Consider the following 12,249-nt stretch of genomic DNA (forward strand, 5'->3'; position numbering starts at 1 on the left):
CACAGCCGAACTCCACGGAAGGAACGACGTGACCCCACCACATGGCGGACGACGGCCACTCGCGGCCCTCGCCGCCGCCGTCTGCGCCGCGCTCCTCTCCACCCTGGCGACCACCGCGCCCGCCGGGGCCGCCGAAGCCCAGGGCGACGTCTCCGTCGCCGCGGGCGCCACCGTCCCCTTCGTCACCCAGGAGGCCGAGGCCGCCCAGCACAACGGCACCGCCGTCGGCCCTGATCACACCCAGGGCACCGTCGCCTCCGAGGCGTCGGGCCGCCGCGCGGTGCGGCTGGCCGCCGGCCAGCGCGTCACCTTCACCCTGACCGCGCCCGCCAACGCCGTCACCTTCGCCTACAACATCCCGGACGGCGCGAGCGGCACCCTCTCCGTGTACGTCAACGGACAGAAGCTGGACCGCCGCCTCGACGTCACCTCCCGCCACACCTACTTCGACGCGCCCTGGATCCAGGGCTCCAAGACCCACCACTTCTTCGCCCACGGCAGGTTCCCGCTCGGCCGCGACCTCGCCGCGGGCGACACGGTCACGCTCCAGGTCGACGCCGGCGACAGCGCCGGGCCCTACGTGATCGACACCGCCGACTTCGAGCAGGTCGCGGCCCCCGCCCAACAGCCCGCCGGCTCACTCAGCGTCACCAGCCGCGGCGCCGACCCGACCGGGGTGGCCGACTCCACCCAGGCGTTCACCCAGGCCGTCGCCGAGGGCCGCGGCGGCACCGTGTGGATCCCGCCGGGCACCTACCGCCTCACCCAGCCGATCTACGTCGAGAACGTCACCCTCCGCGGCGCCGGCAGCTGGCACTCGGTGGTGCGCAGTTCACGGTTCGTCAACCAGGGCTCCTCGCCGGGCAACGTGCACATCCGCGACTTCGCCGTCATCGGCGACGTCACCGAGCGCGTCGACTCCAATCCCGACAACTTCGTCAACGGCAACCTCGGCGCCAACTCCTCGGTCTCGGGGATGTGGCTCCAGCACCTCAAGGTCGGCCTCTGGCTCACCGGCGCCAACGACAACCTGGTCGTCGAGAACAACCGCATCCTCGACATGGCCGCCGACGGACTCAACCTCAACGGCAACGCCAACGGCATCACCGTCCGGAACAACTACGTGCGCAACACCGGCGACGACGCCCTCGCCATGTGGTCCCTGCCGGCCCTCAACCGGAACTCGGTGTTCGAGAACAACACCGTCGTCCAGCCCAACCTCGCCAACGGCATCGCGATCTACGGCGGCGAGAACATCACCGTCCGCGGCAACCTGGTCCGCGACACCAACGCCCTCGGCAGCGGCCTCGCCATCTCCAACCAGGCGTTCCTCCAGCCGTTCTTCCCGCTGGCCGGCACCATCCGGGTGGAGGGCAACACGCTCCAGCGCGCCGGGGCGCTCAACCCCAACTGGAACCACCCGATGTCCGCGCTCCGCGTCGACGCCTACAACCACGCCATCACCGCCAACGTCCAGATCACCGACACCACCATCCTCGACAGCCCCTGGAGCGCCATCCAGTTCGTCTCGGGCAGCGGCACCGGGCTCGCCACCGACAACGTGACGGTCAACCGGGCCAGGATCGAGAACGTCGGCACCGTCGTGGTGCAGGCGGAGACCACAGGACGCGCCACCCTCAGCGGCGTGACCGCGACCGGCGTCGGCTCCGCCGGCGTCTACAACTGCCCGTTCCCGACCGACCGCGCCCCGCTCACCCTCACCGACGGCGGCGGCAACAGCGGCTGGGACACCGAGTGGACCGACTGCACCAGCTGGCCCCAGCCCGGCGAGCCGCCCCAGGAGCCCGACCCGGACCGCAACCTGGCCGCCGGCCGCCCGGTCACCGTGAGCAGCCACACCGACGTCTACACCGGGCAGCGGGCCGTCGACGGCAACCCCGAGACCTACTGGGAGAGCGCCAACAACGCCTTCCCCCAGACGCTGACCGTCGACCTCGGCCAGGCCACCGAGGTCGGCCGGCTCGTCCTCAGGCTGCCCACCCCGGCCGCCTGGGGCACCCGCACCCAGACCATCACCGTGCGCGGCGGCGACCAGCCCGGCGCGCTCGGCGAACTCGTGTCGCAACGCGGGTACACCTTCAACCCCGTGAGCGGCAACCAGACCACCCAGGCGCTGCCGACCGGCACCGCCGTCCGCTACCTCCAGCTCACGTTCGGCGCCAACACCGGCTGGCCGGCCGGCCAGCTGAGCGAGCTCGAGATCTACCGCCGCTAGCACGAGAGGGTCGGCCGCCACGACTATCGTGGCGGCCATGACCACCAGCCGGATCCCCGTCGTCGTGCTGGCGGGCTTCCTCGGGGCGGGGAAGACCACGCTGCTCAACCACCTGCTGCGCAACCGCGAGGGGGTGCGGATCGGTGCCGTCGTCAACGACTTCGGCAGCATCCCGGTCGACGCGATGCTGGTCGCCGGGCAGGTCGACGCCATGGCCTCGTTCGACAACGGCTGCCTGTGCTGCGCCGTGGACACCGAGGACCTGGACGCGGCGCTCGACCGGCTGGCCGACCCGGCCGCGCGCATCGACCTGATCGTGGTGGAGGCCAGCGGCCTCGCCGAGCCGCCCAGCCTGGTCCGGATGATCCTGGCCAGCGGGGACCGGCGGATCGTCTACGGCGGCCTGGTGCAGGTGGTGGACGCCGCCGAGCCGGACGGGACCCGGCACCCGGGCGCCGCCGACCTGGTGGTGCTCAACAAGACCGACCGGGTCCCGGAGGCCGAGTGGCGCGCCCAACTCGCCGCGCTCACCGACCTCGCCGCCGGCGCCCCCGTGGTGCCGGCGGCCGGGGGCCGCGTCGACCCCGGCCTGTTCTTCGACCGGGACGCCGCCCGCGCCGGCCTCGGCGTGCCGGACGCCGGCTTCCGGCAGCTCTCGTTCGCCGACCTGGCGCACGACGACGAGGACGACGAGGCCGACGCGGGGCACGACCACCCGCACACCGCCTACGACAGCGTGGCGTTCACCAGCGAGACCCCGCTCGACCCGCGCCCGCTGATGCGCTTCCTGGACACCAGGCCGACCGGCCTCTACCGCGTCAAGGGCTTCGTCACCCTGGCCGCGGGGCCGCGCCCCGAGCGCTACCAACTGCACGCCGTCGGCCGCTTCCTGCGCTTCTACCCGGCGGCCGACGCCGACAGCACGACCCGCCTGGTGCTCATCGGCGCCGGCATCGATCCCGAGGCGCTGCGCAAGGAGCTGGCCGGTTGCGTCGCGGCGGGGCCGGCCGGGGCCGACCCCGCGCGCAACGGCATGTGGGAGGTGCTGCGGTACGTCGACGACCCGGAGGACGTCACCGAGCCCGAGCCCGAGCCCGAGACCGAGCCCGGTGGCGAGCCGCCGGCCGTCGACTAGCCGCCGCTACACCGGGCCGGCGACGACCGCGACCGGCCGGCCGATCGGCGTGCCCGAGCCGTCCCTGCGGGGGTCGGGCTCCGGCAGGTCGACGGGCGCGCCCGTCGACGTGGCCGCCCGCCCCGGCATGGTGCCCGCCCAGGCGAACGTCAGCCGCTCCTCGCCCTTCAGGAACCGCTGGCAGCGCACCCCGCCGGTGGCCCGGCCCTTCCGCGGGTACTGGTCGAACGGTGTCAGCTTGGCCGTGGCGAGCGAGTCGTCCAGGGTGCCGCTGCCGCCCGCCACGGTGAACACCGCGGCCTCGCTCGCCGGATCCACCGCCGTGAAGGAGATCACCTTCGCGCCGTCCGTCAGCTTGACGCCGGCCATGCCGGCCGCCGGCCGGCCCTGCGGCCGCACCTGGGAGGCCGGGTAGCGCAACAGTTGCGCGTCGTCCGTGATGAAGACGAGGTCCTCCTCGCCGGTGCGCAACTCGGCCGCGCCGACGATCACATCGCCGTCCCTGAGGGTGATGACCTCCAACTCGTCCTTGTTCGCCGGGTAGTCGGGCACCACCCGCTTCACCACGCCCTGCTCGGTGCCGATCGCGAGCCCGGGCGAGGACTCGTCGAGGGTGGTCAGACAGATCACCCGCTCCTCCGGGTGGAGCGTCAGGAACTCCGCGACCTGGGCCCCGCCCGACAGGTTGGGCGAGGCGGCGCTGTGCGGCAGCATCGGCAGATCCACCACGTTCAACCTGAGCAGCCGGCCCTCCGAGGTGACCACCCCGATCTCGCCGCGCGTGGTGGAGGGCACCGCCGAGACCACCACGTCGTGCTTCACCCGGCGCGCGTTCTCGTCGAAGACGGGCTGCTCGTCGGGCGTGCGCGCCAGCAGGCCCGTGGAGGACAGCAGCACCCGGCAGGGGTCGTCCGACACCTCCAACGGCAGCACCTCGACGGCCGCGCCCTCCGCCTCGGCGAGCTGGGTGCGGCGCGGGGTGCCGAACTTCTTGGCCACCTCGGCCAGCTCGGCCGAGACGAGCTTGCGCAGCTCCGCGTCCGACTCCAGGATCCGGGTCAACTCCTCGATCTCGGCCGTGAGCCGGTCCCGCTCCGACTCCAGCTCGATCCGGTCGAACCGGGTGAGCCGGCGCAGCGGGGTGTCCAGGATGTACTGGGTCTGCGTCTCGGACAGCTCGAACCGCGCCATCAGCGCGTCCTTCGCCTCCGACGCGTTCTCGCTGGACCTGATGAGCCGGATCACCTCGTCGATGTCGACGAGCGCCACCAGCAGGCCCTCGACCAGGTGCAGCCGGTCCCGGCGTCTGCCCCGCCGGTACTCGCTGCGCCGCCTGACCACCTCGAAGCGGTGGTCGACGTAGACCTCGAGGAGCTCCCGCAGGCCCATGGTGAGCGGCTGGCCGTCCACCAGGGCCACGTTGTTGATGCCGAAGGTCTCCTCCATCGGCGTCAGCTTGTAGAGCTGGGCCAGCACCGCCTCGGGGACGAACCCGTTCTTGACCTCGATCACCAGCCGCAGCCCGTGCTCACGGTCCGTCAGGTCCTTGACGTCCGCGATGCCCTGCAGCCGCTTCGCGTTGACCAGGTCCTTGATCTTGCCGACGACCTTCTCCGGGCCGACCGTGAACGGCAGCTCGGTGACCACCAGGCCCATCCGCCGGGCCGTGACCTTCTCCACCGCGACCGTGGCCCGGATCCGGAAGGTGCCGCGCCCCGTCTCGTACGCGTCCCGCACGCCGTCGAGCCCGACGATCCGGCCGCCGGTCGGCAGGTCGGGCCCCGGGATGAAACGCATCAGGGCGGCCAGGTCGGCGTTCGGATACCGGATCAGGTGGCGGGCGGCGGCGACGACCTCGCCCAGGTTGTGCGGCGGCATGTTGGTGGCCATGCCGACGGCGATGCCACTCGACCCGTTCACCAGGAGGTTGGGGTAGGCGGCGGGCAGCGCCACCGGCTCCTGCTCGCTGCCGTCGTAGTTGGGGGAGAAGTCGACCGTGTCCTCGTCGATTCCGCTGACCATCAGGCCGGCCACCGGCGACGAACGGCACTCCGTGTACCGCATGGCGGCCGGCGGGTCGTCGTTCCCCAACGAACCGAAGTTCCCATGGCCGTCCACCAGCGGGAGGCGCATCGAGAACGGCTGGGCCATCCGCACCAGCGCGTCGTAGATGGCCGAGTCGCCGTGCGGGTGCAGCTTGCCCATCACCTCGCCGACCACCCGGGCGCACTTGACGTGGCCGCGATCGGGGCGCAGCCCCATGTCGTGCATCTGGTACAGGATTCGACGCTGCACCGGCTTCAACCCGTCCCGCGCGTCCGGCAGGGCCCGGGCGTAGATGACCGAGTAGGCGTACTCGAGGAAGGAGCCCTGCATCTCATCGACGACGTCGATGTCGAGGATGCGCTCCTCGAAATCCTCCGGAGGCGGGGTCGGCGTACTGCGGCGGGCCATCGCGCGGGGACTCCTTCGTACGACTGGACGGTGTGCTGGCGACCATTGTGGACCTCGCCACCGACAGCCGGGTACCAACCACCGATCGCATCGCACACCCCGGCTCACCTTGCATAAGGTGACAGGACATCCGACAGACAACCGGACCGTCCGAGCGAAGGGACCTCACGCCCATGGGCCACACGGCCATCCCGCAGGATACCGCCGGCGGGCTCACCGCGACCGAACACAGGCTGGACAACGGGCTGCGCGTGGTGCTCTCCGAGGACCATCTCACCCCGGTGGCCGCCGTCTGCCTCTGGTACGACGTGGGCTCCCGGCACGAGGTCGCGGGCCGCACCGGGCTCGCCCACCTCTTCGAGCACCTGATGTTCCAGGGGTCGCAACAAGTCAAGGGCAACGGTCACTTCGAGCTCATCCAGTCCGCCGGCGGCTCGCTCAACGGCACCACGAGCTTCGAGCGGACCAACTACTTCGAGACCATGCCGGCCCACGAGCTGGAGCTGGCCCTGTGGCTCGAGGCCGACCGGATGGGCACCCTGCTCGCCGCGCTGGACGAGGAGTCCATGGAGAACCAGCGCGACGTGGTGAAGAACGAGCGCCGCCAGCGCTACGACAACGTGCCCTACGGCACGGCCTTCGAGAAGCTGACCGCCATGGTCTTCCCCGAGGGCCACCCCTACCACCACACCCCCATCGGCTCCATGGCCGACCTGGACGCCGCCTCCCTGGAGGACGCCAGGGAGTTCTTCCGCACCTACTACGCGCCCAACAACGCGGTGCTCTCGGTGGTCGGCGACATCGACCCCGAGCGGACCCTGGCCTGGATCGAGAAGTACTTCGGCTCCATCCCCTCCCACGACGGCAAGCGCCCGCCGCGGGACGGCGCCCTGCCCGACGTGATGGGCGCCGAGGTGCGTGAACTGCTGGAGGAGGACGTCCCGTCCCGCGCCCTGATGGCGGCCTACCGGCTGCCGCACGACGGCAGCCGCGAGGCCGACGCCGCCGACCTGGCGCTCACCGTGCTCGGCGGCGGCGAGTCCTCCCGGCTGCACAACCGGCTGGTGCGGCACGACCGCACGGCGGTCTCCGCCGGTTTCGGGATGCTGCGGCTCGCCGGCGCGCCCTCGATGGGCTGGCTCGACGTCAAGACCTCGGGTGACGCCCGGATCGACGGCATCGAGACCGCCGTCGACGAGGAGCTCGCCAGGTTCGCCGAGGAGGGCCCGACCCCGGAGGAGATGGAGCGCGCCCAGGCCCAGCTGGAGCGCGAGTGGCTCGACCGGCTCGCCACCGTCGGCGGCCGCGCCGACGAGCTGTGCAAGTACGCGGTGCTCTTCGGCGACCCGCAGCTCGCGCTGACCGCCGTGCGCCGGATCCTGGAGATCACGCCGGACGAGGTGCGGGAGGCGGCCGCGGCGCGGCTGCGCCCCGACAACCGGGCGGTGTTGGTCTACGAGCCCACCGGCTCCGACGAGGACCAGACCGAGGCCGACGACGACACCGAAGGGGCGGACGACCAGTGAGTGACGCCATCGCCAGCATGCAGCTCCACCCGCGGCCGGCCGGCGGCGACCCCAGGCCCTGGGCGTTCCCGGCCCCCGAGCGCTCCACCCTGTCCAACGGCCTGACGGTGCTGCGCAGTCACCGTCCCGGCCAGCGCGTCATCGCCGTCGAGCTCAACCTGGCCGCGCCGCTGGCCGCGGAGCCGGCCGGCATCGAGGGCGTGGCCACGATCATGGCCCGCGCCCTGTCCGAGGGCACCGACCGGCACACCGCCGAGGAGTACGCGGCCGAGCTGGAGCGCTGCGGCGCCACCCTGGACACCCACGCCGACCACCCGGGCGTCCGGGTCTCCCTCGAGGTCCCGGCCTCCCGGCTCGACCGGGCCCTGGGGCTGCTCGCCGACGCGCTGCGCGCGCCCGCCTTCCCCGAGCACGAGATCGAGCGGCTGGTCGCCAACCGGCTCGACGAGATCCCGCACGAGCTGGCCAACCCGGGCCGGCGGGCCGCCGTGGCGCTCTACGACACGCTGTTCCCCGCCGACGCGCGGATGTCCAGGCCCCGGCAGGGCACGGCGGCGACCGTCGAGCGGATCGACGCCAAGTCCGTGCGCACCTTCTACGACGCGCACGTCAGGCCCGCCTCGGCCACCGCGGTGGTCGTCGGCGACCTCACCGGCATCGACCTGGACGCGGTCCTCAAGGACACCCTGGGCTCCTGGACCGGCCGGCCGCCGGCCGCGCCCGTCTGGCAGCAGGCCGTCGCCGACGACTCCGCCCGGGTCGTCATCGTCGACCGGCCGGGTTCCGTGCAGACCCAGCTGCTGATCGCCCGCACCGGGCCCGACCGGCACGACCCGGTGTGGGCCGCGCAGCGGCTCGGCGTCTACTGCCTCGGCGGCACCATCACCTCCCGGCTCGACCGGGTGCTGCGCGAGGAGAAGGGCTACACCTACGGCATCCGGGCCTTCGCCCAGGTGCTGCAGTCCAGGGCCGACGGCACCGGCCTCTCGCTGCTCGGCATCCGCGGCTCGGTGGAGTCCGACAAGACCGGGCCGGCGCTCGACGACCTCTTCCAGGTGCTGCGCACCCTGGCGGCCGAGGGGCTGACGGACGAGGAGCGGGACGCCGCGGTGCAGTTCCTGGTGGGCGTGGCGCCGCTCAGCTTCGAGACGGCGGCGGCCGTCGCGGGCACCCTCGCCGACCAGGTCGAGGAGGGGCTGCCCGACGACTACCAGGCCCGGCTCTACGCCCGGTTGGCGGCGACCGGCTCGGTCGAGGCGTCGGCGGCCGTGGTCCGCGCCTTCCCGCTGGACCGGCTGGTGACCGTCCTCGTCGGCGACGCGGCGAAGATCGCCGATCCGGTGCGGGAGCTCGGCATCGGCGAGGTGACGGTGATCGGCGGCTGAGAAGTCGACCGCCGCCGACCACCGCCGGCCCCGGGGTTCCCGTCCGCCCCGGGGCCGCGTGCTGTCCGCCCGCCAGTTCGACGCCGTTGACCTTTCGGGTAAACGTCCGAAAGGCGCCGGTTATCCAGGGGTGCTATCGGCATTCCAGCGTTTTTGCCATACAGTTCGGATGAGTGACCCGGTAGAAATGCAACAGGGCAGAGGCCGGCTATGTCTGTGGGGGTTTGTCATGCGTATCTCCGCGCACACGGTATGCACGGCGATCCGTGACGACATCGTGAGCGGTGTCCTGCCCCCCGGCACCCGGCTCGCCGAGGAGCAGCTGGCGCAGCGCTACGGGGTGTCCCGGGTGCCGGTGCGGGAGGCTCTGCGCACCCTGGAGTCCGAGGGCTTCGTCACCTCGCGGCGGCACGCCGGCGCCTGCGTGGCGCAGCCGGGGGAGCGCGAGGCGGCCGATCTGCTCGACGTCCGGGCGCTGTTGGAGCCGCTCGGCGCGGCGCGCGCCGCCCAGCGGCGCACGGAGGCGCACCTCAAGGTCCTGCGCGGGCTCGTGCGCCTCGGGCGTCAGCGGGCAGGCCAGGGGCAGGAGTCGGACCTCAGGTCGCTCGGCGACTGGTTCCACGAGACGGTCGCCCAGGCCACCTGCAGCCCGGGGTTGACCGCCATGCTGGTGCAGCTGCGCCGCAAGATCACCTGGCTCTACACGGGTGAGCCGCTCTCCCGCGCGGTGGTGCAGTGGCAGGAGCGGGGGGCCTTGGTGGACGCCATCGCCAGGGGTGACGCGGAGCGGGCCAGGGCGCTCGCCGCGGCCCAGCTGGAGCGGTCGACCCCGGCACGTAAACAGGCCAGGACGGTCGCCGTGAGAAGCCCGAAACCTGCCGTAAACACGGTGCGCGGCCAGATTTAACAGCGGTCGTATACACCTGTGTGAAAGCGTGGGAATTCCGTCGCTGGATTCGCGGCCGACAATTACCGATGCCTGGAATTCAGGATCGGTTCCGGCGGCATTCACACACTGATTACGGGTGGCGTCACACCGTTTCGGGAAGCTCTTCGAGCCCCTCGGAAACCAACCGCGCCAGCCGGTCGATCGCCGCCTCGGCGGCCACCGGGTCGGCGGAGCCCGACGCGAGCACCACCTCCTCGCCGCCCTCGGCCCCCAGGCTCAGCACCGCGAGCATCGACGCGGCGTTCACCGGGGTGCCGCCCTTCCTGGCGATGGTCACCGGGACGCCGGTGGCCGTCGCGGCCCGGACGAAGATCGAGGCGGGCCGCGCGTGCAGCCCCTCCGACCAACCGATGATGACGCGGCGCTCAACCATGATGGTGCCCTTCGGTTCGAACAGGGTGGAACGGTTGTGCTGTCGGCCGGGCCGCCGTCCCGGCAGACCCAACCGTACGCTTGGAGCCATGCGGACCCCCGCCCAGCCGCCCTACCCCGCCCACTGGGAGGCCGACGTCGTGCTCCGCGACGGCGGGACGGCCCGTCTGCGGCCCATCACCCCGGCGGACGCCGACCGTCTGGTCGCCTTCTACGAGCGGGTCTCCGACGAGTCGAAGTACTACCGCTTCTTCGCGCCCTACCCCCGGCTCTCCGACCGTGACGTGCACCGTTTCACCCACCACGACTACGTGGACCGGGTCGGCCTCGCCGCCACGGTCGGCGGCGAGTTCCTCGCCGTGGTGCGCTACGACCGGATCGACGAGGACGGCCGGGCCGCCACCGAGCCCGCCGACCGCGCCGAGGTCGCCTTCCTCGTCCAGGACGCCCACCAGGGCCGCGGCCTCGCCTCCGTACTGCTCGAACACCTGGCCGCCGTCGCCCGCGAACGCGACATCCGCCGCTTCGAGGCCGAACTGCTGCCCGCCAACACCAGGATGGCCAAGGTGTTCACCGACGCCGGCTACTCCCAACGGCGCAGCTTCGCCGACGGCTCCCTGCATCTCACCCTCGACCTGGAGCCCACCGCCCGCTCGCTCGCCGTGATGCGCGCCCGCGAGCAGCGCGCCGAGGCCCGGTCGGTGCAGCGGCTCCTCGCCCCTGGCTCCGTCGCCGTCGTCGGCGTGGGCCGCCGCCCCGGCGGTGCCGGCCGCACCGTGCTCGCCGGCCTGCTGGCCGGCGGCTTCACCGGCCCCGTGTACGCCGTCAACACCGCGCTGCCCGAGGGCGCCACCGAACTCGGCGGCGTGCCGGCCCACCGCACCGTCGCGGACATCGGCGCCCCGGTCGACCTCGCCGTGCTGGCCGTCCCCGCGCCCCGGGTCGCCGGCGCCGTCGCCGACTGCGCCGCCGCCGGCGTCGCCGGCCTCGTCGTGCTCGCCGCCGGCCACGACCGGGACGAACAGCGCGCGCTCGTCCATCTCGCCCGCTCCCACGGCATGCGGCTCGTCGGCCCCAACGCCTTCGGCCTGATCAACACGGACCCCGCCGTCCGGCTCAACGCCAGCCCCGCACCCCGGCTGCCCGCCACGGGGCGGATCGGGCTCTTCACCCAGTCGGCCGCCATCGGCATCGCCGTGCTGGACGAGCTCGCCAGGCGCGGCGCCGGCCTCTCCACCTTCGTCTCCGCCGGCAACCGCGCCGACCTCTCCGGCAACGACCTCCTCCAGTACTGGGACGAGGACCCGGCCACCGACGTCGCCCTGCTGTACCTCGAATCGGTCGGCAACCCCCGCAAGTTCACCCGGCTCGCCCGCCGCATCGCCGCCGCCGGCACCCCCGTCGTCGTGGTGCGCGGCGGCCGGCACAGCGGCGGCCTCCCGCCGCACGGCCACGCCGTCCCCACCAGCCACACCCCCGAGCCCACCGTCTCCGCGCTGCTCGGCCAGGCCGGCGTCATCGAGGCCGACACCGCGACCGAACTCCTCGACATCGGGCTGCTGCTGGCCCACCAGCCGCTGCCCCAGGGCCCCCGCGTCGCCGTCGTCAGCAACGCCGAGGCGCTCGGCCTCGTCGCCCACGACGCCTGCCGCGCCCACCGGCTGCGCCCGCTCGACCCGGACGGCCTCGGCCCCGCCGCCCTCCCCGCCGACTTCGGCGCCGCGCTCGCCACCGCACTCGCCGACCCGGGCGTGGACGCCGTGGTCGTCGCCGTCGTACCCACCGTCGGCGAGACCCCCGGCGCCGCCGCCGACCACACCGACCGGCTGCTCGAAGACCTCGCCCCGGCGCTGCACACCGCGCTCCTCGACACCGGCGCCGGCAAGCCCGTCGTCGTCGCCCAACTCGCCCTGGACGCCCTCGCCGCCGCGCTCACCGCCCGCGGCATCCCCGTCTACCCCTCGGCCGAGCGCGCCGTCCGCGCCCTCGCCAGGGCCGTCGGCCACGCCGAGTGGCGGGCCGGCGCCGCCCACTCCGGGCACGTCCCGGCCTTCGACGACATCGACGAGGACACCGCGGCCGAACTGGTCGCCGACGCCGCCGACCCACGCCGCACCGTCACCCTCGACCAGGCCGCCACCCACCGGATCCTCACCGCCTACGGCTGTCTCTTAGACACATTTGACGCTTGC

General features: G+C 73.0%; 8 protein-coding genes. 6 read left to right on the forward strand and 2 right to left on the reverse strand.

From position 1 onward, the window contains the following. The first annotated feature begins 28 nt into the window (after window positions 1-28). Together E1283_RS02720 and E1283_RS02725 are read left to right on the forward strand one after the other, a co-directional pair. A complete protein-coding gene (locus E1283_RS02720; RefSeq protein ID WP_132816160.1) occupies window positions 29-2,236 on the forward strand; it encodes a glycosyl hydrolase family 28-related protein in 2,208 nt (735 codons plus the stop codon). 37 nt (window positions 2,237-2,273) lie between these two features. Next, complete coding sequence (locus tag E1283_RS02725; RefSeq protein WP_132816162.1) at window positions 2,274-3,371, forward strand: CobW family GTP-binding protein; 1,098 nt, start codon at window positions 2,274-2,276, stop codon at window positions 3,369-3,371. Window positions 3,372-3,377: 6 nt separating this feature from the next. Here the strand turns inward: E1283_RS02725 and E1283_RS02730 are convergent, their stop codons facing one another. After that, window positions 3,378-5,825 carry a DNA gyrase/topoisomerase IV subunit A gene (locus E1283_RS02730; protein ID WP_132816164.1) on the reverse strand — a complete coding sequence of 816 codons (2,448 nt, stop codon included), beginning with the start codon at window positions 5,823-5,825 and terminating at the stop codon, window positions 3,378-3,380. Between the two features lie 173 nt (window positions 5,826-5,998). Here E1283_RS02730 and E1283_RS02735 point away from each other — a divergent pair, with 173 nt between their 5' ends. The 3 genes from E1283_RS02735 to E1283_RS02745 all read left to right on the forward strand — a co-directional run bounded on the left by E1283_RS02735 (window position 5,999) and on the right by E1283_RS02745 (window position 9,643). After that, the gene (locus E1283_RS02735) at window positions 5,999-7,351 is read left to right on the forward strand and encodes a M16 family metallopeptidase (RefSeq protein ID WP_132816166.1); all 1,353 of its coding nucleotides are present in this window, start codon (window positions 5,999-6,001) and stop codon (window positions 7,349-7,351) included. A gap of 17 nt (window positions 7,352-7,368) precedes the next feature. Beyond that, window positions 7,369-8,736, forward strand: coding sequence for a M16 family metallopeptidase (locus tag E1283_RS02740; RefSeq protein ID WP_132816175.1), 1,368 nt, complete (start codon window positions 7,369-7,371; stop codon window positions 8,734-8,736). A 229-nt stretch (window positions 8,737-8,965) separates the two neighbouring features. Beyond that, complete coding sequence (locus tag E1283_RS02745; protein WP_132816168.1) at window positions 8,966-9,643, forward strand: GntR family transcriptional regulator; 678 nt, start codon at window positions 8,966-8,968, stop codon at window positions 9,641-9,643. Window positions 9,644-9,767: 124 nt separating this feature from the next. On the opposite strand, the gene E1283_RS02750 is transcribed toward E1283_RS02745, so the two are convergent. Then, on the reverse strand, window positions 9,768-10,058 hold the full coding sequence (locus E1283_RS02750) for an HPr family phosphocarrier protein (RefSeq protein ID WP_132816170.1): 291 nt from the start codon (window positions 10,056-10,058) through the stop codon (window positions 9,768-9,770). 88 nt (window positions 10,059-10,146) lie between these two features. Here E1283_RS02750 and E1283_RS02755 point away from each other — a divergent pair. Continuing rightward, window positions 10,147-12,249 (forward strand): GNAT family N-acetyltransferase (locus tag E1283_RS02755; protein ID WP_132816173.1); only part of this gene is annotated, 2,103 nt, incomplete at its 3' end.

The organism is Streptomyces hainanensis, assembly GCF_004348415.1.
GTDB lineage: Bacteria > Actinomycetota > Actinomycetes > Streptomycetales > Streptomycetaceae > Streptomyces > Streptomyces hainanensis.

Coding starts and splice junctions, on each gene's coding strand:
- E1283_RS02735 (WP_132816166.1), top strand. CDS start 5,999: ATGGGCCACACGGCCATCCCGCAGGATACCGCCGGCGGGCTCACCGCG.
- E1283_RS02730 (WP_132816164.1), bottom strand. CDS start 5,825: ATGGCCCGCCGCAGTACGCCGACCCCGCCTCCGGAGGATTTCGAGGAG.
- E1283_RS02725 (WP_132816162.1), top strand. CDS start 2,274: ATGACCACCAGCCGGATCCCCGTCGTCGTGCTGGCGGGCTTCCTCGGG.
- E1283_RS02740 (WP_132816175.1), top strand. CDS start 7,369: ATGCAGCTCCACCCGCGGCCGGCCGGCGGCGACCCCAGGCCCTGGGCG.
- E1283_RS02745 (WP_132816168.1), top strand. CDS start 8,966: ATGCGTATCTCCGCGCACACGGTATGCACGGCGATCCGTGACGACATC.
- E1283_RS02750 (WP_132816170.1), bottom strand. CDS start 10,058: ATGGTTGAGCGCCGCGTCATCATCGGTTGGTCGGAGGGGCTGCACGCG.